Genomic DNA, 20,755 nt, shown 5'->3' on the forward strand with positions numbered 1-20,755 from the left:
ATGTATAAGGAGAGCGAGATGAAAAATATCATTGCCTGTATTGATGGTTCAGCCATGTCAGCTTCTGTATGCGATGCAGCAGCCTGGGCGAGCAGTAAATTGCAAGCACCTTTAAGCTTGTTGCATGTACTTGAAAAAGCCATCAGTCCTGAAAATGAAAACTTATCGGGAACTATTGGACTTGGTGCTCGTGAATCTTTACTGGAACAGTTGACTGAACTTGATGAGAAGCGAAGTCGAATTGCTTTAGAGCACGGTAAACACATGCTAGAAGATGCGCGTCAACGAGTAGCAGAAAAAGGTATTAATGATATCTTTATGCAACAGAGACATGGCAGTCTGCTTGAATCATTAACCGAGATGGAATCCGATATGCGGTTATTGGTATTAGGGCGGTTGGGTGAAGATCATGATGTTGCTGCACATACTATAGGTTCGCAGTTGGAAAGCGTCGTTCGAGCCATGCATGTTCCAATATTAGTCACGGTAGGTGAGTTCCAGCCCCCTAAAAATTACATGATTGCCTATGACGGCAGTGAAACGGCAAATAAAGCCATTGATCGTGTGGCAGCAAGCCCATTACTGAAAGGTTTAGAAGGGCATATTGTGATGGTGGGTGATGATAATGAAACCAATAAGAATGCGCTTAGTCGAGCCACAGATATTTTGACCAGGCATGACCATACGGTTCAACCCGCTCTGATACAGGGGGAGGTCATAGAATCACTAAAGGCTTACAGACAAAAGGCTGGTATCGAAATGATGATCATGGGTGCTTATGGTCACTCTCGAGTTCGACAGTTCTTCCTCGGAAGCAATACCCAAACCATGATCAGCAACAGCAACATCCCACTAATATTGCTTCGATAAAACTCCATTCCCAACGCTATCTACTTTCGTGGATAGCGTTCTTTTAAATAAACTTAACTGCATATGATTGGCATCTTTGCTTGCCTACACAGTGACTACATGGCTTTTATCCCAAGCAACAAAAAAGGCCTTACATTGCTGTAAGGCCTTTCGAATATGGCTCCCCCTGCTGGACTTGAACCAGCGACATATGGATTAACAGTCCACCGTTCTACCAACTGAACTAAGGGGGAATTTTGCGTTCATCACTTTGTGTGCTGAACGGGGCGAGATAATAGACATATTTCTCTTAACGGTCAACACCCAAGTGATAATTTTTTTAAATTTAAGCCATTTTTCTGAGTCTTAGGATAGCTTCCTCTAGCGTTTCCATACTTGCAGCATAGGATAGACGTAAGTGGCCAGGTGCGCCGAACGCTGAACCAGGGACCAGTGCCAGGTCAACTTTTTCGATTAGCAGTTCAGCAAAATCCAGATCAGATTCACAGTCATGCTTTTCTATTAAGCCTTGCATATTGGGGAACGCGTAGAAAGTGCCGTCACTCGGTAAGCAGGTGACTCCTTCAATGCTATTTAGAGCATGAACCAGATAATCGTGACGCTTCTTGAAAGCTTCAAGCATTGGCTTGATGCAGGACTGGTCGCCAGCAAGAGCAGCTGTAGCTGCAGCCTGGCTGGGTGCTGCTGGGTTAGAAGTGCTCTGCGACTGAATCTTCTTCATGGCGCCAATTAAATCTGCAGGGCCACCAGCATAGCCAATACGCCATCCAGTCATGGCATAAGCTTTTGACACGCCATTTAACACAACGGTTCTGTCATACAGTTCAGGGCAGACATTAAGGATGTTTACGAATGGCTCTTCAGTCCACAGGATATGCTCGTACATATCGTCTGTAGCGACCACGATATCCGGATATTCCACTAACACATCAGCCAGTGCTTTTAACTCATCTTTGCTGTAGGCAACACCCGTCGGGTTACTTGGGCTGTTGATGACAAAGAGCTTTGTCTTGTCAGTAATCGCGCTGCGTAATTGCTCAGGTGTGATTTTCAGATGTTGTTCAATGGTCGTTTCAATAATAACGGGTTTTGCGCCTGCTAAGATTGCCATATCAGGATAAGATACCCAGTATGGAGCAGGGATAATCACTTCATCGCCATCATTCAGCAGAGCCTGACAAAGGTTGTAAAAACTTTGTTTGCCCCCACATGATACAAGGATCTGGTTGGCTTGATAGTCCAAGTTGTTATCGCGCTTGAACTTGTCGATAACGGCTTGCTTGAGTTCAGGAGTACCGTCGACAGGCGTGTATTTGGTTGCACCGCCTTTAATGGCTTCTATTGCAGCTTGCTTAATATGGTCTGGTGTATCGAAATCCGGTTCACCGGTACCTAATCCAACAATTGGACGCCCTTGAGCCTTAAGCTCCTTGGCTTTGGCTGCCACCGCAAGCGTTGGTGATGGTTTAACAAGTTTTACACGTTCGGAAAGTTGAATAGCCACCGTATCCCCTTAATTTGTTTGATCGATGATGAGTGTGCGAGAATATCTGGCAATGATACTCCAACTTTTTCGCCCACCCAAGTTTTAGCAGCGTAGTTTTACAAGAGTGTATAAGTAAAAGTCATGAGCCAACAATTTGATATTCAATCACCGTTCCCGCCTGCTGGAGACCAGCCGAAAGCAATCAAGCAATTGCTGGAAGGCCTGGAAGACGGTTTATCGCACCAGACTCTGCTTGGCGTAACTGGCTCGGGCAAGACCTACACTATGGCTAATGTCATTGCGCAAAGTGGGCGACCAGCCATTATCATGGCGCCGAATAAAACGCTGGCGGCGCAACTCTATGGCGAGATGAAGGAATTTTTCCCCAATAATGCGGTTGAGTATTTTGTTTCCTATTATGACTATTACCAACCAGAAGCCTATGTTGCAGCATCAGACACCTTTATTGAAAAGGACTCATCGATCAATGAGCATATTGAGCAGATGAGACTGTCCGCCACCAGAGCTCTGTTAGAGCGCCGCGATACCATTATTGTTGCTTCTGTATCCGCAATTTATGGTCTGGGTGACCCCAAAGCTTTCCACAGCATGGTTATGCACCTGAAAGTAGGGGATGCGGTAGACCAGCGATTCATTCTCAGACGACTGGCTGAACTTCAATACACCCGAAATGAATTCGATCTGCAGCGTGCAACTTATCGTGTACGTGGGGATTTGATTGATATTTACCCTGCCGAGTCAGAAAAGCATGCCATTCGCATCGAGTTATTTGATGATGAAGTAGAAACCATTCAAACATTTGATCCGCTGACCGGTGAGGTATTGAAGCGGCTGACCCGTGTGACTGTATTCCCGAAAAGCCACTATGTGACATCCCGTCAGACGATTCTAGACGCTATTGAGCAGATCAAGGTTGACCTGAAAGAACGGCTCGCTCAGTTTTACGAGCAGAACAAGTTGGTTGAGGCGCAGCGCCTTGAGCAGCGAGTCAAGTTCGATATTGAGATGATGCAGGAACTGGGTTATTGCTCAGGTATCGAAAACTACTCGCGCTACCTGTCTGGTGCACAGCCTGGCGAACCGCCACCTTGTTTACTGGACTATTTGCCACCCGACGCTTTGATGATAATCGACGAATCTCACGTCACTGTCTCTCAAATTGGAGCAATGTATAAAGGCGACCGCTCGCGTAAGGAAACGCTGGTGAATTATGGATTCCGACTGCCTGCAGCATTAGACAATCGTCCATTAAGATTTGAAGAATTCGAGCGCATATCACCGCAAACTGTTTTTGTCTCAGCAACGCCAGGCAAGTATGAAGAAGAGCATTCTGGCCAGGTTGTAGAGCAGGTGGTGCGCCCAACTGGACTGATAGATCCAGAAGTGGAAGTTCGCCCAGTAGGTACGCAGGTAGATGATTTGCTGTCTGAGATTCACCTTCGTGTGGAAAAGAATGAGCGCGTGCTGGTGACCACTCTAACTAAAAAGATGGCTGAAGATCTGACTGACTATTTATCGGAACATGGGGTCCGCGTGCGATATCTGCACTCGGATATCGACACGGTAGAACGAATGGAGATTATTCGTGACTTGCGTCTTGGTGAGTTCGATGTGCTAGTCGGCATCAACCTGTTAAGAGAAGGTCTGGACATGCCCGAGGTTTCATTGGTGGCTATTCTTGATGCGGATAAAGAGGGCTTCCTGCGCTCGGAACGTTCATTGATTCAGACCATTGGTCGTGCTGCACGTAATCTTAGTGGTAAAGCAATCTTATACGCCGATAGAATCACAGGTTCCATGGAAAGGGCCATTGGCGAAACGAACCGTCGTCGCGCGATTCAGCAGGAATTCAATGAAAAGCATGGTATTACTCCTATTGGCGTCAGCAAGAAAATCACTGATGTCATGGATACAGGCCATAGCAAGAAAAGCCGTAAAGTTGCAGAAAAGCTGGATCAGTATAAGGTTAAATCTCTGGCCGATGCGGTTAAAGAGATTGCTCAAATGGAAAAGCAGATGCTTGAATACGCTAAAAACCTCGAGTTCGAAAAAGCTGCAAAACTTAGAGATGAAATCGAAAAGCTACGTGATGCCAGTTTGGCGACCTGAGAATACTGCAACTTACGCTCATATAGGTGGGTCCTGTCCCACCTGCTTATCATCAATTCTATACTAGTGAAGCGACTTATACACAGTGCTTTGCTAACCACATAACCAGCCCAAAGAGAGCCATTTCACATTAGCAGAACACCTTGGAATCAGCAATTGAACCTTTGTTTCAGTCGGTGTTCAGATGCTACAATATGCCGCTTAGCTCAAGGTTGTTTAACAACCGCATAATAGAGTATTAAGCCAAGATTAAGGCAAAAACGGTTAAGGTCGTTTGAGAAGTTTAGAATATTGTTTAAGTTATTGATTTTATAGGTGAAGGTCTGGGAGAAGAAATGACAAAGACAGTCAAATACAGCTTGCTTGTGTTGCTATGGTTATTTTCTCAACTTGCGAATGCGAGTGTCGATAATCAGGAGCTGAAGCAGTTTTTCCAGGCTAAGTTAGACCGCATTAATTACTTCATGCAGGAAAACCATAACAATGCCCTGCAAAACCCCTCTATTTTAATGACTTTCGTTAACACTGATTTGCTTACCGTATGGTCTGCTAAAAATACCATTCGCGCCATGTTTGGAGCTCAGCGATGGTCTGAACTTACAATTGAACAAGAATCACAACTGATTGCTGCATACGAACAGACCATGCGTCGTTATCTGTATGAGGTCATGCGCCAATATCAGGGGCAAACCGCCACGGTTGACTCTATACGCTTGAACGACAAGCAGAATAAGGGCTGGTTAAGAGTGGTGCTTGATAGCCCATCTTTGCCTGATCTGTCCATAGACTTGAAAATATACAAAGAAGACAGCGCTTGGACTATATATGACTTTAGTTTTCAAGGAATTAGCTTCGTCAAAATGAAGCAAAACTACTTCCAGTCAACCTTTGATGAAAAAGGATTTGAGGGTGTGTTGGCCGATCTTAATAGAAAAAATCAGGAATTTAATGAAAAACTGAAGGTTGCCAAGAAGTGATTGACAACAATAAGGGCTGGTACTTAGTTCATTCAAAGCCTAGACAAGAGCTTAGAGCTGAAGAACATCTTAAAAATCAAGCGATTAATTGTGTTTTACCTTTGATAGAGATTGAAAAGATTATCCGTGGTAAAAGGCAATTAATTTCCGAACCACTTTTCCCTGGATATTTATTTGTAGAGTTACAGACCAATGGACAGGACTGGTCCAAGATTCGTTCGACGCGAGGCGTTCGTGATTTTGTGCGATTTGGTGGAGTTCCTGGCAGAGTCCCAGAGTCCGTTCTGGAGCATTTGAAGATACTGGAAATAAGGGATGCAGCTATTGAAACTAATGCTCCAAAAGCTGGTGATAAAGTAGTAATAACCGATGGTCCTTTCAAGGATTTAGAAGGGGTTTTCAAAATAAGTAACGGTGAAGAGCGCTCTATCGTCTTATTGACTATTTTGGGCAAAGCTACAGAGATGGAGCTTGAAAATAACAAGCTAAGAAAAGCCTAGGTGTTAAAAGGCAAAATTAATTAAAACGGCAGGTTACATTGTTTGCGCTATCCCACTATAATGGCGCGCGCTTTTAGAAATTGTAAAAATTTTGGACAAATAGTTCGAGCTTTACCGAACAGGAAGGTGCTTTGGGAACCGAAAACCCACGGGCGGTAGCGTACCTGAGAGATATAGATAATATGGATACTAATAATTTTTTAAATCAAGAATTTGTTAATAAAATTAATAAGATAGCCATCGATGCAGGAAATGAAATCATGGCAATTTATGAGAAGGACTTCGATATTTACGAAAAGATGGATGAATCCGCTCTCACTGAAGCCGATCTTGCTTCACATCACCACATTATCAATGAGCTTGCAGCATTAAAAACTGGATTTCCGGTATTATCTGAAGAGTCTGCTGATATTGACTGGAAGGAGCGGCAGTCCTGGTCAACTTATTGGCTGATTGATCCCCTCGACGGCACCAAAGAATTCATTAAAAAGAATGGTGAGTTTACAGTTAACATAGCTCTTATACACCAAAATAAACCTGTATTGGGAGTGGTTTATGCACCAGCAATAGATGTTTTATACTTTGCATCAGAAGAAATTGGTGCCTGGAAAGAAGAAGCTGGTGAGACTAAGCAAATAAGGGTATCAGATAAGGCAGAAACTCCACTTAGAGTGGTTGGTAGCCGCTCGCATCAATCAGATGCCATGGTTGGCTACTTAAATCAGTACCCTAGCTATGACATGATCCCTATGGGTAGCTCACTTAAACTTTGCCTGGTTGCTGAAGGAAAGGCAGACTTATATCCTCGCTTAGGCCCTACCAGCGAATGGGATACTGCTGCTGCTCATTCGGTGGTCAATGCAGCTGGTGGAGCTTGTGTCGTATTCGATATAGACAAAAATACTGAGCTAGAGACTCTTGCTTACAACACCAAAGAATCCTTATTGAATCCTTATTTTATCGTTAAAGGTCCTGAAATTACTATTTAGGTGCTCTGTTATTGAGCAGAAGTAGTTCTTTGGTGTCTATTTACACCATCTTAAAAATGAGACTGTATATAAATTAGAAAAACAAGGGAATAAGAAACAAATGAAGGTATATTCAATATTATTATTGTTATTTTTTTCTGCTAATGCCTTAGCCGAGCCATGGCTAGATACTCGTGATGTCTGGTTGCGCGCGGATATTGAGCAATTGGCAAGCGAAGGCATAATTAAAGCACCAATTACTACCTGGCCATTACCTTGGGCTTCTATTATTAAAGATTTAGAGGCTGCCTCTGAGGAAGATATGGACCCGGATATGGTTCCCGCCTTTTTAAGGTTGAAGCGTAAAGCTGGCATTGAGATGGGTAGTAACGGACAAACGTCCATATCTTTAAGAGCCGGCAATCAAAATAAAGTCTTGCGCCAGTTTGGAGATGAAAGACGTGAAGAAGCAGAGCTTTCAGTCCGGACTTCAGGACTTGGCAAAACACTCGCCTGGAATGTCGAGGCAACCAAAGTTCTAGACCCTATTGATGGTGAAGAAGATAGGCTAGACCATTCTTATGTTGCAGCCATCGCAGGTAACTGGATAATTTCGGCTGGGGCGCAGGAGCGTTGGTATGGCCCAGGTTGGGAAACGTCTTTGATTTTAAGTAACAATGCAAGGCCAGTCCCCAGTATTTCTATACAAAGAAATTATAGCGATCCTTTTGAAAGTCCATGGTTATCCTGGATAGGCCCTTGGAGTTTGAATGCGTTTGCAGGGCAATTGGAAAGCGATCGCTTTATCCCGCACACTAAATTACTGGGAATGAGTGTGACCTTTAAACCTTTCGACTCATTGGAAATAGGGCTCCGCAGAACGGCTCAGTGGGGTGGAGAAGGTCGCCCAGAGTCACTTTCAAGCTTCACAGACTTACTGCTAGGAAGAACGAATTGCGACGAAATTGATGATGGCTGTGATGATCGTCTGAATTCTAATGAAGCTGGTAATCAGCTAGCAGGCATAGATTTTAATTGGACAATACCTACAGAAGCAAAGTTGGGTTCAATTTATGGTCAGCTTGTAGGTGAAGATGAGGCTGGTTATGCTCCTTCTAGAAAGTTTCACCAACTAGGCTATAAGAACAATCTGTATTCTGGCGACTTTGCCGTACTCGGATATATCGAGTATTCTGATACCGAAAATGAGTACAGACCAAACCTGACCTATAACCATGGTATCTATCAAACGGGATACCGTACCGAGGGGCGCAGTATTGGTTCTACTTATGATAATGATACTCAAAGCATTGCTTTGGGTATTTTGGCATCACACAAAAACGGTCATCGGTACAAGGTTCGGTTTGCTAGAGTCGACATGAATAGTGATGGCGTTGACGGAAATCATAGCATTTCTAGTAACGCCGTTAACTTTCGTCAGCTGGAGCTACAATATCAGTATCCAATTGGCGATAGTGTGATTGGTTTTGAAATTGACATTAAGGATAAAGTGATCGATTCCTTTGGCTATCAGAAGGAACGTTACAACGTCGGGCTCTCTTGGGAAATGACATTTTAATCTTTAGAGTTGCTCAATAAATATTTATAAAGATTGTTGTTAATGAAGACAAATAATATGAAAAACTCAGTGCGTAAAGGTCTCTTGCTAATAGGTACACTGCTTGCTCTCCAGGGGTGCGTTAGTGCTCCTCCGGAAGTATCTGCATCTATACCACTTATTCAAGATCAGAAAGTTTATTCTGGAAATTACTTATCGGAAGATTTCTCTCGCATTATTCAAGGTGCCACTGAAGGAGATACGCTGCAATATCAGGGCGACACCATATTAGTTGGCAAAGAATATACTTCAGCACTTGGGTTGAATTGCAAGTCCGTAAGAGTTTTCGAAAAAAATTATACTGGATACGATAGTACTGTTTGTATGACGACCAGTGGCTGGTTTATGGCCTCTTCACTAACTGTAAAAAGCCCGACACCTCAACTGTGGGAGGGCAATAATAATGAATAGTTATCTTTTGGATACAAAACAACTCCACATCCGATTGCTTTTCTTATTAGCAATTGCTCTTACTGGCAGTATTGGCCATTCAGCAAGCCAGGAAGAGGCTATGCTCCTCGATGAGTTCGAATTAAGAAGCTCTATACTTAACTCGAACCAGACTGATAACGCTAACTCAGTACAACAAGTTAACCCTAAGACATATTTAGACCAAAATAGAAACGGTCAATTGCTTCCTGGTGAACAACGAATAGAAAAATTACTTCCACCATCTGAAGCAGGGCTTCCAGCACCATATGGTGCAAATCTATTTGCTGGTGGCTATGAAAGTGAGCGAGTTGATGGTTTAAACGAAGACTATCTAGTAGCACCAGGAGACAAGATATCTATATGGATGTGGGGTGCGGTAAACTTGTCACAAGTGGTAACCGTTGATAATCAAGGTAATATCTTTCTACCTGAAATTGGACCTATCAAGTTAAGTAATACACCAGCCAGCAAAGTTAATTCTTTGGTAACTTCGCATATCAGAAAAGTTTATAAATCAAACGTAGAGGTGTACGTCAATCTGCTGAGTCCAACACCTGTTAGCGTATATGTTACGGGGCCGGTTATAAGACCAGGTCAGTATGCAGGGATGGCATCCGACAGCATCCTATACTATTTAAAGCGTGCAGGGGGAATCGATGCTGATCGTGGTAGCTATCGAGAAATTTCTGTAATCAGAGATGAAAAAGAAGTTATTAAGTTTGATCTCTACGAGTTCCTACGAAATGGCGTATTACCAGAATTTAGTTTTAAAGATAAAGATGTGATCCTGGTCTCCCAACAAGGATCAACAGTTACCGTAATGGCTGGAGCAAGAAACTCTTTCCGCTTCGAGTTTAAAGATGATAGTGCAAAAGGTAAGGAGTTATCTCATTACGCAAGACCTTTATCCAGCATAAGCCATGTCGGGGTTGCAGGCACACGTCCAGATGGTCCTTTCTCTGTCTACTTACCATTCGAACAGTTTTCAGATTTTGAACTGATGGATGGCGATAAATTATTATTTAATGATGACTGGCATGCACAAATATATGACATCAAGGTCAGTGGCAGTCATTTAGGACCATCACATTACACTGTCAAAAAACGAACCAGACTGCATGATCTTTTGAGCCATGTAGAAATCGATCCCGAATTAGCGGACTTTGAAAATATTTATCTATTAAGAAAAAGTGTCGCCGAAAAACAAAAAGAAATGATAGACCAAGCACTCGATCGATTAGAACGAAGTGTTTATACCGCTCCTGTCCAATCTAGTGGAGAAGGTGCAATCAGAACCCAGGAAGCTAGGTTGGTTTCCGATTTTGTACGCAGAGCAAAGCAAATTAAGCCACTTGGTAAAGTCATAGTTTCTGAAAATGGCAACATTGCAAATATTCTTCTGGAGCAGGGTGATGAAATTGTTATCCCGCAAAAATCAGACCTTGTTCATGTTGGTGGTGAAGTGTTACTACCGCAATCAGTTGTCTTTAATCCTAATGCAAGCATTGAGGATTATATCGCTTGGGCGGGTGGTTATACTGAAAGAGCCAACCATGAGAGAATTATAGTTGTTCACGCAAATGGTTTAGTCAGCTATTTTGAGCAGTCATCATCTAGCTGGATGATCCACTCGCAAAACGAAAATAAAATTAAACCGGGCGATCAAGTCTTAGTGCTACCTAAAGTTGATGCGAAAATCATGCAAGCAGTTAAAGACATGACGCAAATCATTTACCAGATTGCCGTAGCTGCAAACGTAGCAATAGACTAGATATGGCACAAGTACAGCATAGAAGTAGGCTTGGAATATGGCTTGATGTTATCTTTGCTCTGTTTATCCGTGGAATGCAAAGCAGATTCAATGATAAATTTGGAATTAGCTGGGCAATAATTCAACCAGTTTCGTTTATTTTTATTTTGTCATTTATTAGAGGTGTGATGAATGGCTCTGAAACACATACAATGCCAACATTCGTTTTTATGGTGTACGGAATTGTTTCTCTTCAGTTTTTTATAACCACTTTAAGCTCATCCTCAAAAGCTCTAAAAAAAGATAAGCCTCTTTTTGCATTCAGGCAAGTCGTTCCAATTAGTTCGTTTATAGCTACTGCATTATTTGAATACATAGTTAAGCTCGTTGTTATTATTGTTTTAGTTATAATTATGTGGTTTTTAGGAATTGAACTTGTTTTAAAAGATCCCTTAACAGTGATTATTAACTTTACTTTACTCTGGTTGCTTGCATTAAGTATTGGAATAATTTTTGCGATTTCGACTGCTTTTTTTCCAGAAGTTGATAAGTTTAGAGAAATGGCTCAAAGGCCAATGCTTTTTATCTCAGCCGTATTTTTTAGCTTACAGGACGTACCACAGGAATATTGGCATTATTTGGACTGGAATCCGCTTTTGCATGCAATAGAACTTTCCCGACAAGCTGCTTATCCTAGCTTTGGGGCTGTTGGTGTTAGCCAGTCATATCTTTATGGTTGCACTTTAGTTATTTGTTTTCTATCACTGGTCATATATAAGCGCTACTGGAAGCAAGCAATAAGCGTATGATTCAGCTTAATAACGTTACCAAATATTACCCGTCCTCTTTAGGGAATCAGTACATCCTTAAGAATATTTCATTTTCATTTCCAGAAAATCGAAACTTAGCAATCTTAGGAGCAAATGGAGCTGGTAAGTCTACTCTTTTTAGAATGTTAGCGGGAAGTGAATATCCAAATAGTGGCACTATAACCTCTTCCGCATCGATATCATGGCCGGTAGCTTTAGCAACTGGTATTCATCCCCAAATGACTGGTAGGGAAAATACACGTTTTATTGGAAGAGTGAATGGAGTTCTAGATTTAGAAGAGTACGAAAGGAAAGTACAGCACTTTACTGAGCTTAAACATAAATATGATTTACCGGTTAGATCTTATTCAAGTGGTATGCGAGCAAGGTTAGCATTTGCATGTTGTATAGCCATTGATTTTGATATTTACCTAATTGATGAGGCAACATCTGTTGGAGACCAACGATTCAAGAAAAAAGCAAAGCAATCACTTATGAATAAGAGTAAAAATGCGAATATCATTATGGTTAGTCATGATATCAAAGAAATAAAGCAATTTTGTGACAGCGCTGTGATAATTGAGAAAGGTCAATTAAAGTTTTATGAAGATCTTGAAGATGCAATATCCGTATATAGGAAGCTTTAATGAATACTAATGATCGAAAACAAATAGAAAAAGAATTTCTTGAGTTAAAAGCTTCAATGAATGAACAGCAATGGAATGATGCTCAACATTTACTTAAGCTAGCAAATGACTATGAGGATAACCATCCTGCTTTATCATTAAGGATATTGCAAAGAGTCAAAAATCTTAATAATAAATATGCTAAAAGCGTCGAACGAAGGTTGGAAAAGGTAAATAATGGTAACTCTAGCGCTAATAAACAAAATATTAAAGAAGGTGACTCTAATAAAGCTATTATGAGTGACAGGGCTGAGGGTTCTTTTAAGTTTCAGAATAAGAGTAGTGAAACTAAACAACAAGCATCTAGTGACAAATCTATAATAAGAATATTGCTGGGCATGGAGTTACATAAGAAACCCTTCTTTATGATAGTTTTACTGCCTTGGTTAGTGTTCTTCATCTATCAAACCATAATCGCTTCTCCAAGATATGTTAGTGAGTCACAAATAATTGTAGAGCAACCTGACAGTATGGCTACTATGGATACAGGCATGGCTCTACTCTCCGGTCTTGGTGTTAAACCAACTGGAACCGATGCAGAGTTGGTCAAAGCATTTATATACTCCGCAGATTTAATTAACTATCTAGATGAACAGTTAGATTTAAAAAAGCATTACTCATCGTCTGATGCTGATTATATTTCGAGGTTGTCTAGAGATAGCTCTAAAGAATCATTCTATGCGTACTTTGAAAATCATGTTGAAGTGAATGTGGACCAAAAATCACAGGTGATTAGTGTTAAATCGCAAGGGTTCACACCTGAGTTTGCTCAAGCTCTTAATAAGTTAATAGTTGAGAGAGCAGAGTGGTACATTAATCAGATTGGTAACAAGTTAGCAAAAGAGCAACTAAAATTCATACAAAATGAGCATGCGTTAGTTGAAGAAAGAATCAGGTCTACAAAAAAACAATTGTTGGAGTTTCAGAATAAGTATGGCCTTCTTGACCCTGAGGCTGAAGGAATGGCAATACAGAAAATCGCCTACTCGATAGAGAGCCTGATTGCGCAAAGACAAGCCGAGCTCAAAGCTTTAAAAGGTGTTATGAGCGATACTGCACCTCAGGTCACATCAATTGTTAATGAAATTAATGCACTAGAGGAACAGCTGAAATCTGAGAGAAGTCGGTTGACAGACTCTGAAAGCGGTCAATCGGTTAGTGAGATTCTATCTAAGTTTGTAGATTTTAAAGTCGATATGGAGCTTGCCCTGAAAGCTTATGCTTCGTCTCAAATTTCTCTTGAAAAATCAAGAGTGGAAGCTTATAGACAGATCAAGTACTTAGTAGTCGTTGAGAGCCCTACTCTTGCAGAAGAAAAAACCTACCCCAAAGTATTATATAACTTAGCCCTTTTAGCAGTGGTTCTATTAATGCTTTTCGGGATTGGAAAAATAATTTATTCAACAATACACGAAATAAGTAAATGATCTCATACAATCATTAATAATGAATTAGGTTAATATGAATAAGAAAGTTTTAGTAGTATTTGGGACTAGACCTGAAGCAATAAAAATGGCACCACTAGTCAAATTACTTGAAAGTTCAACAAAGTTTGAATCAAAAGTATGTGTGACAGCTCAGCACAGAGAAATGCTTGATCAGGTTCTTGAGCTATTTGAAATTAATCCAGATTACGATTTGGATCTTATGAAACCAGGGCAAGACCTTACCGGTGTTACATGCGGAATACTCTCTGGTATGCAGAGTATTCTCAAGGATTTTAAACCTGATTACGTATTAGTTCACGGAGACACAGCAACAACACTGTCGGCATCATTGGCTGCATATTATCAACAAATTAAAGTTGGGCATGTTGAGGCTGGCTTGAGAACTGGGAACATTTACTCACCCTGGCCTGAAGAAGGCAACCGTAAACTCACAGGAGCTATTGCAGACCTGCATTTTGCTCCAACAAAAACATCAATCGAAAACCTTCTTAAGGAAGGTGTAGACGGTTCAAAGATTCATGAAACTGGTAACACTGTGATTGATGCGCTATTACAGGTTATTAGTAAGCTTGAAAATAACTCAGAACTTTCAAGTAAGTTAGAAAGACAGTTCGACTTTCTGCAACTAGACCAAAAAATGGTATTGATAACTGGCCATCGTCGAGAAAGTTTTGGAGATGGTTTTGAAAGAATCTGTACTGCGATTTCACAAGCAGCTCAAGAGTTCCCAAGTGTCCAATTTGTATATCCTGTACATCTTAATCCAAATGTTAGGGAGCCTGTTAATAGATTGCTTAAAGGACTTAGTAATGTTCATTTAATTGAACCGTTAGATTATTTGCCCTTTGTATATTTAATGAATAAGTCTCATTTAATCCTGACAGATTCTGGCGGTATTCAGGAAGAGGCTCCTTCTTTAGGCAAGCCTGTTCTTGTAATGAGAGACACCACGGAAAGACCGGAAGCTGTATCGGCCGGTACAGTTAAGCTTGTTGGAACTGTTGTAGATACTATTGTTGCTGAACTAAGTAGCTTGTTAGTTGATGAAACTGCATATCAAAAAATGAGCTTTGCGCATAACCCCTATGGGGATGGTAAGGCTTGTGAAAAAATATTATATGCGCTTGAACAATAAATTCTAAGGACCGTTATAATGCAAGACATATTTCCAAGTGAGTGTATTAAGGTATTTAGACCTCATTTAGCAGAGAATGGCATTGTAGTTTCATTACCATCCATAGGTAAAAAATACTTACCTTATTTTACGAGAGCAATGTGGCATGATTTGTTTCCTGATAAGTGTTATATTTCATGCGCAGACCCTTCTTTGTTAAAATATAAAGATACTTTAAATGGTGCTTGGTTTTTAGATAATGAAAAAGGCAGCTGGTTAAAAAATCTCGCTGCATGGTTAAGTTTATTTATTAAATCTAATGTTAAAAATAAAAAGCCAAGTATTATATTTGCAGGTTCATCAATGGGTGGCTATGCTAGTATTTATCTAGCAAATTTGGTTGAAGGGAGTTTTGCATTTGCCGAGTGCCCACAAACCAACTTATATAACTATCCAGGTTCTAATCTGGCGATTGAACATATATTACATGATATTGATTCCCGTGCTGAAGAGCACTTAAATTTGATTTGTTTATTCAATAAACAAAAAAGAATTCCAAATGTCCACATTTTCACTCCCGCGACAGATGTCCATCATTTTGGTAATCATGTAGCTCCATATGTTAGAGCAGTTGGAAATTATCTTAAGAAACAATCTAATAATGCAGTATATTTTAAGGTCACTGTTGAGCATAGTTCTCAAGTTCCAGTTGGACATGCACCAATTTCTAAGACGTTATTTAAAGAACATATCGAGCATTTATTCTTTGAGTCTAGTAAACAGACTGATAGTACAACAAATTAATAGAGCGGACTTATAGATCGTTTAAATGCATTGTCGATAACAATTTATACTGCATTTAACTTACTCTTTGATACTTATAAAATATTATGCATATGAGGTGCTTACGTGTCATTTGAAACTATTTCAGTTATTGGATTGGGTTATATTGGCCTTCCAACCGCGGCTATGTTTGCTTCCAGAAAAGTTAATGTTATAGGTGTCGATGTTGGTCAGCACGTTGTGGATACCATCAATGACGGAAAGATTCATATTGTTGAGCCTGAATTAGATATGATAGTACATGCAACAGTGTCTGAGGGTTATCTAAAAGCAACAACAACTCCAAAAAATGCTGACGCATATCTAATAGCAGTGCCGACACCTTTTAAAGGTGATCATGAGCCTGACCTTTCATATATCGAAGCAGCAAGTAAAGCAATAGCCCCAGTTCTAAAAAAAGGCGACCTTGTTATATTAGAGTCGACATCTCCTGTAGGTGCCACTGAGCAAATGGCTAAATGGTTAGCCGAGGCCAGAAGTGATTTAACTTTTCCGCAACAAAAGGGAGAGTTAGCTGATATTAATATCGCTCACTGCCCAGAACGGGTATTACCAGGTCATGTAGTTCGTGAGTTAGTAGAGAATGACCGAGTTATTGGCGGTATGACGCCAAAGTGCTCAGAAAGAGCATGCCAACTGTATAAGATTTTTGTGGAGGGTGAATGTATTGTAACCAATGCAAGAACCGCAGAAATGGCAAAGCTTACAGAAAATAGTTTCAGAGATGTGAATATTGCTTTTGCTAATGAACTATCAATTATATGCGATAAGCTTGATATAAACGTTTGGGAGCTTATCGAACTTGCCAATCGTCATCCACGAGTAAATATTTTGCAACCTGGGGCTGGCGTTGGAGGTCACTGTATAGCAGTAGATCCTTGGTTTATTGTCAATAAAACGCCTGATGAAGCTAGGCTCATTCATACTGCTAGACAGGTGAATGATTACAAGCCCGCTTGGGTTGTTGAAAGAGTAAATAGAGCAGTTGAGTTGGTATGTAGTGAACAGAACAAATCTATAAAAGAAGTCACAATCGCTTGTTATGGACTAGCGTTTAAGCCTGATATTGATGATTTGCGAGAAAGTCCAGCATTGCAAATCGTTCGGTGTTTGTCAGCTCTATATCCAGATAATTTAATTATTTCCGAACCGAATATAGATGAGTTACCAGTGGACCTATGTCATCATAATAAAGCAGAATTGGGTAGCGATAATATTGATGCTGATATCCATGTTTTTTTAGTAGGACATAGACAGTATAAATCAATTGATAGAACAAAAATTGCCGAAATCTCACAGATAGTTGATGTGGTTGGATTAATTAAATGAACTTCATGTACAAATTAAAAAACCTCGTAAGAAAGGTAGTAAAATATTTTAAAAGATCGCTGATATGGATGCTACCAAGACCTATTATAGATAAGTTAAAAGTAGTTGAGTCACATATTGTAGATAAGATCAAAAAGATACTGTTTCATATTAAAAAATTTACTAAAGAGCTCATTTGGAAATTTAGCTCGATTAAGTTCAATAAGAGTTTCTATCAATCAAACCCTTTCATGATCTCAAAGTCAAAGGAAAAGACTTTTATCTTTGAAGAATTACTAGCTGGTAGTTATAAAGTTACAATTTATCATAATGATAAGTTTCTTAATATAAGACGAAATTCTATTTATGTATCGTTTGACTTTACAACAGATTCATATATCAAACAAAGAGAGAAGGTTTTAAATTTACAAAAAAGAGAGACTAAAACATTACTTCCATTTGAGTATATGGGAGGTGGAGGAAATAACACTGGTATATTCCACCAGTCTTTACAACTAAATGTTAGTCAACCTATTAAATACCTAAAAGCAAGTTTTAAAACACAATTTGATAGAGCAATAAACATTAACGAGATTTCTATAACTGACGTAACGCCTTTGGAATTAAATGGAGAAATAATTGAGCGGCTACGAGAATTGCCGACCTCGGTTTTAGTTTATGGCGATATTAATATTAATACCATTGATGGTTCGTCTATATGGCTCACATCACTTGTGAACATTTTGTCAAGATTTACACATGTGATTTTACTCGCGAAAGACAATATAAAAACTGATAATAATGTTCTCGTTAATTTAGAATCTGAAAATATTACAACACTATTCCCACATGACTTCCGTCACTTTAGAGAGTTTACAATAGAGCATGCAGTCACAGCTCTAAAAATAATAGACAATGAATGCCCCTTAATTAACGGTCTGGTGACGAGAGGTGTTGAGCTGGCTTTAGAAGTACAAAAAGATAAAACATTCAATAGCAGAAAATTTGTATATGTAACGGACTTTTATACACCAAATATTAATGGGCCAATTATAAAGTATTCACATGAAAGTCTTGAGCAACTTTTATTCCATACAGACTATTTGTTATATCAGACTGAGGAGATAAAACAGGCATTAATGGATGTTTCTGCTCTAAGTAGCAATATTAAAGCCTTATATCTTCCTCCTACTATAAGTTCCGTAGAAAAGGACAAACATGAATATTTTAGAGGATTAGATGATACCGACGAAGATTTAATCAGGATCGGTTATTCTGGAAAAATACAACCTAACTGGGGAGTTCTTGAATTAATAAATGAAGTTAGAGAATTAAGGAGTGAAGGATTCAAAATAGAGATTCATATTGCGTCAGGTAAAATTAGTGACGGTGACGGCTCACACCCAGGTTTTAGAAATTTAATTACAAATTTAATTAAGAGTGAATCATTTATCACATTTTACAGGTCACTTTCGAGAACTGATTGTCAAGTGCTAATGTCTAAAATGGATTATGTATGGTGTTACCGGCCTGCTTCATTTGAGAACTCTACTTTAGAGGTTTCTACTAAGTTAATTGAGTCGGTTGCGCACGGTCAAAAAGCTATTTGTTATCCATCAACCATAAATGTTGGCTTATTAAAAGAAGACTATCAATACTATATAACAAAACCTAGTGAAATTAGGGATATTTTAACTAATAGTTTGGACACCAATAATAACGAGTTAGCTAAAAAAATAACAAACAAATTCTCTTTCGAATCTATTGCTAAATCACTTGCGTCTACATTTAATACAAATCCTCAAACAAAACGTAGAATTTTGTTTGCAGGTACTGATTTAAAGTTTATATCCCCTTTTATTTCTCACCTTAAGAGAAATGGAGTGCCTGTCATGGTTGATCCTTGGCTATGGGGGGAAAGTATAGATATTAAGTCAAGTCAAAAAAAGCAAGAGTGGGCAGATATAATTTTCTGTGAGTGGGGCTTAGCTAATGCTGTTTGGTATAGTAAGAATAATCACTTGGAAAAGCCACTGTATATAAGAATTCATGCTCAAGAAGTAAGAGAGAAGGCACGTAAATTTGCTTACGATATTAACGTTGAAAAAGTGTCTAAATTTATATTTGTTTCCGAAAATATAAGACAAAAGGCATTAAAGTTATTTAATTGGCCAATTGAAAAAACAGTCGTCATTCCAAATTTCCTTGAAGATGTTCCATTCGAAGAAAAGAGCTCAGATGAAGAAATAAGGCTTGGCATGGTTGGAATTGTTCCTCAAACAAAAAGGTTTGACAGAGCAATTGAGTTGCTAGAAGTGTTATTGAAACACGGGCGTAAGGCATCATTACACATAAAGGGACATCGGCCAGAAAATCTCGACTTTATGCATGCTCCTGGCCGTGTTGCAGAGCTTGATTATTATTACGCACTCTATGACAAAATCAAAGAAACCCCTGATTTAGATAAAAACATTCATTTCTATGAATGGGGCAATGATGTTGCCTTATGGTATAGAAATATAAACGTTATTCTTTCGCCAAGCGATAATGAATCATTTCATTATGCGCTTGCTGATGGTGTCTTGGCAGGCGCACTTCCAGTTATTTGGCCTTGGGAGGGTGCTTCTGATATTTATCCGAACAATTGGATTTGTAATGGTACCGTTCAAAGTGCCATTGAAGTGATTGATAATGCAAAGAAAAATCAGTCATTACAAAATCGGGATTATTTAATTAAGAAGTTTGGCAGTGAACTAATTTATAACGAATTGACTCAATTAATAATAAATGAGGAAAGAGATTAATGCTAGTTTATCATGTGGGTACAATGAAATCAGGTACGACTTACTTACAGTCAGTCCTACATAAAAATAAATCCCAACTAAAATTAAAAAACTGGAGATATCCCGGTCAAAGACTCAATCAACAGCATGCTATATATGATCTTGTGCCGGATTCTGTACCCTGGAGCGTCCCCAAATCAGGTAGGAAGAACGGTGAACTTTCAAATGACCTCGCAAGCCAAATAGTTAAAAGTAATGACAGTAATGTAATTCTCTCAGCGGAAGTGCTTTCTTGTCTTGATGAGTTAGGAATTAGTAAAGTCGTTGATACATTTGGCCAACCTGACAAAATTATTTTTACCGTAAGAAACTTATCCAGTGTTATTCCTTCAGCTTGGCAACAATATATTAAAGGTGGTGGTAAGTTATCCTTAGATAAATTTGTTAACAATATGGAAAACGACAGAGATCAACTTAGTGGTATGTGGAAAATATACGCATATGGTAATCAGATTAGAAGATGGTCGAAGGTTGCTCCAATTTCAGTTGTTATAGTTCCTACATCAGGAGTTAAGGAAGATCTGGCGCATATGTTTTTAAGTGCACTTGAATTAAATTCTGAGGAATTAAATCTTTCCATAAAGAGCACTGAAAGTAATTTGTCTCTAGGCTATGAGCTTACAGAGATTTTACGATTTCTGAATGCTAGACACAGCCTTTCAGATAAAGACCGTAACTTTTTTCTAAAACATATTGTCTTTCCAAAGTTAGGAAAGATTAAATCTTCAAAGATTTCTCTTTCAAATGAGCAATTATCACTTACTCAAAAATGGGCTCAGGAAGAGTCTGCTACGACTATAAAGTATGCAAATCAAATAATCGGTGAAATAGAAGATTTGAATGTAATGATAGATGATAATCGAGAACCACATCAATCTGATGATCTGTTTGGGTTGGTATCTGAGATATTAAATGACCTAATACAATACACATCTGACTATCGTCCGTAATATAGCCACATATTTGTACTCCG

17 protein-coding genes and 1 tRNA gene are annotated in these 20,755 nt (G+C 39.4%); 16 read left to right on the forward strand and 2 right to left on the reverse strand.

Annotated elements, in window-relative coordinates; translation table 11 throughout:
• Positions 1 to 18: 18 nt before the first annotated feature.
• Positions 19 to 870: a universal stress protein gene (locus tag B158_RS0111700; protein WP_018625573.1), complete on the forward strand. Its 852-nt coding sequence runs from the start codon at positions 19 to 21 to the stop codon at positions 868 to 870.
• A 157-nt stretch (positions 871 to 1,027) separates the two neighbouring features.
• On the opposite strand, the gene B158_RS0111705 is transcribed toward B158_RS0111700, so the two are convergent.
• Both B158_RS0111705 and B158_RS0111710 read right to left on the reverse strand, forming a co-directional pair.
• Positions 1,028 to 1,103 (reverse strand) — tRNA-Asn (locus B158_RS0111705).
• Between the two features lie 92 nt (positions 1,104 to 1,195).
• Positions 1,196 to 2,374: a pyridoxal phosphate-dependent aminotransferase gene (locus B158_RS0111710; RefSeq protein ID WP_018625574.1), complete on the reverse strand. Its 1,179-nt coding sequence runs from the start codon at positions 2,372 to 2,374 to the stop codon at positions 1,196 to 1,198.
• Between the two features lie 123 nt (positions 2,375 to 2,497).
• Here B158_RS0111710 and uvrB point away from each other — a divergent pair, with 123 nt between their 5' ends.
• From uvrB to B158_RS0111785, 15 genes are all read left to right on the forward strand, one after another.
• Positions 2,498 to 4,486, forward strand: coding sequence for an excinuclease ABC subunit UvrB (uvrB, locus tag B158_RS0111715; protein WP_018625575.1), 1,989 nt, complete (start codon positions 2,498 to 2,500; stop codon positions 4,484 to 4,486).
• Positions 4,487 to 4,821: 335 nt separating this feature from the next.
• Entirely contained in the window at positions 4,822 to 5,463 is a 642-nt protein-coding gene (locus tag B158_RS0111720) for an MlaC/ttg2D family ABC transporter substrate-binding protein (protein WP_018625576.1), read from the forward strand.
• Complete coding sequence (rfaH, locus tag B158_RS0111725; protein WP_018625577.1) at positions 5,460 to 5,963, forward strand: transcription/translation regulatory transformer protein RfaH; 504 nt, start codon at positions 5,460 to 5,462, stop codon at positions 5,961 to 5,963. The genes B158_RS0111720 and rfaH overlap by 4 nt, the downstream gene beginning before the upstream one ends.
• Positions 5,964 to 6,145: 182 nt before the next feature.
• Complete coding sequence (gene cysQ, locus B158_RS0111730; RefSeq protein WP_018625578.1) at positions 6,146 to 6,952, forward strand: 3'(2'),5'-bisphosphate nucleotidase CysQ; 807 nt, start codon at positions 6,146 to 6,148, stop codon at positions 6,950 to 6,952.
• Between the two features lie 100 nt (positions 6,953 to 7,052).
• Positions 7,053 to 8,510, forward strand: a complete 1,458-nt coding sequence (locus B158_RS0111735; protein WP_018625579.1) for a capsule assembly Wzi family protein — start codon at positions 7,053 to 7,055, stop codon at positions 8,508 to 8,510.
• A 42-nt stretch (positions 8,511 to 8,552) separates the two neighbouring features.
• The gene (locus B158_RS0111740) at positions 8,553 to 8,960 is read left to right on the forward strand and encodes a hypothetical protein (protein ID WP_018625580.1); all 408 of its coding nucleotides are present in this window, start codon (positions 8,553 to 8,555) and stop codon (positions 8,958 to 8,960) included.
• The gene (locus B158_RS0111745) at positions 8,953 to 10,752 is read left to right on the forward strand and encodes a polysaccharide biosynthesis/export family protein (protein ID WP_018625581.1); all 1,800 of its coding nucleotides are present in this window, start codon (positions 8,953 to 8,955) and stop codon (positions 10,750 to 10,752) included. Before B158_RS0111740 ends, B158_RS0111745 begins: the two co-directional genes overlap by 8 nt.
• 2 nt (positions 10,753 to 10,754) lie before the next feature.
• Positions 10,755 to 11,540 (forward strand): ABC transporter permease, encoded by a 786-nt coding sequence (locus B158_RS0111750; RefSeq protein ID WP_018625582.1) that lies wholly within the window; start codon positions 10,755 to 10,757, stop codon positions 11,538 to 11,540.
• Positions 11,537 to 12,187, forward strand: a complete 651-nt coding sequence (locus B158_RS0111755; RefSeq protein ID WP_018625583.1) for an ABC transporter ATP-binding protein — start codon at positions 11,537 to 11,539, stop codon at positions 12,185 to 12,187. Before B158_RS0111750 ends, B158_RS0111755 begins: the two co-directional genes overlap by 4 nt.
• Complete coding sequence (locus B158_RS0111760) at positions 12,187 to 13,653, forward strand: hypothetical protein (RefSeq protein WP_018625584.1); 1,467 nt, start codon at positions 12,187 to 12,189, stop codon at positions 13,651 to 13,653. Before B158_RS0111755 ends, B158_RS0111760 begins: the two co-directional genes overlap by 1 nt.
• Positions 13,654 to 13,687: 34 nt before the next feature.
• Complete coding sequence (gene wecB / locus B158_RS0111765) at positions 13,688 to 14,809, forward strand: non-hydrolyzing UDP-N-acetylglucosamine 2-epimerase (protein ID WP_026309383.1); 1,122 nt, start codon at positions 13,688 to 13,690, stop codon at positions 14,807 to 14,809.
• Positions 14,810 to 14,827: 18 nt separating this feature from the next.
• Positions 14,828 to 15,592 (forward strand): hypothetical protein, encoded by a 765-nt coding sequence (locus tag B158_RS0111770; protein ID WP_018625586.1) that lies wholly within the window; start codon positions 14,828 to 14,830, stop codon positions 15,590 to 15,592.
• Positions 15,593 to 15,697: 105 nt separating this feature from the next.
• Positions 15,698 to 16,960 carry a UDP-N-acetyl-D-mannosamine dehydrogenase gene (wecC, locus tag B158_RS0111775; protein WP_018625587.1) on the forward strand — a complete coding sequence of 421 codons (1,263 nt, stop codon included), beginning with the start codon at positions 15,698 to 15,700 and terminating at the stop codon, positions 16,958 to 16,960.
• Between the two features lie 68 nt (positions 16,961 to 17,028).
• Positions 17,029 to 19,743, forward strand: a complete 2,715-nt coding sequence (locus tag B158_RS0111780) for a glycosyltransferase family 4 protein (RefSeq protein ID WP_156823105.1) — start codon at positions 17,029 to 17,031, stop codon at positions 19,741 to 19,743.
• 23 nt (positions 19,744 to 19,766) lie between these two features.
• The gene (locus B158_RS0111785; RefSeq protein WP_156823106.1) at positions 19,767 to 20,732 is read left to right on the forward strand and encodes a hypothetical protein; all 966 of its coding nucleotides are present in this window, start codon (positions 19,767 to 19,769) and stop codon (positions 20,730 to 20,732) included.
• The last annotated feature ends 23 nt before the right edge of the window (positions 20,733 to 20,755 follow it).

The sequence above is a fragment of the Kangiella aquimarina DSM 16071 genome, assembly GCF_000374105.1.
Lineage (GTDB): Bacteria > Pseudomonadota > Gammaproteobacteria > Enterobacterales > Kangiellaceae > Kangiella > Kangiella aquimarina.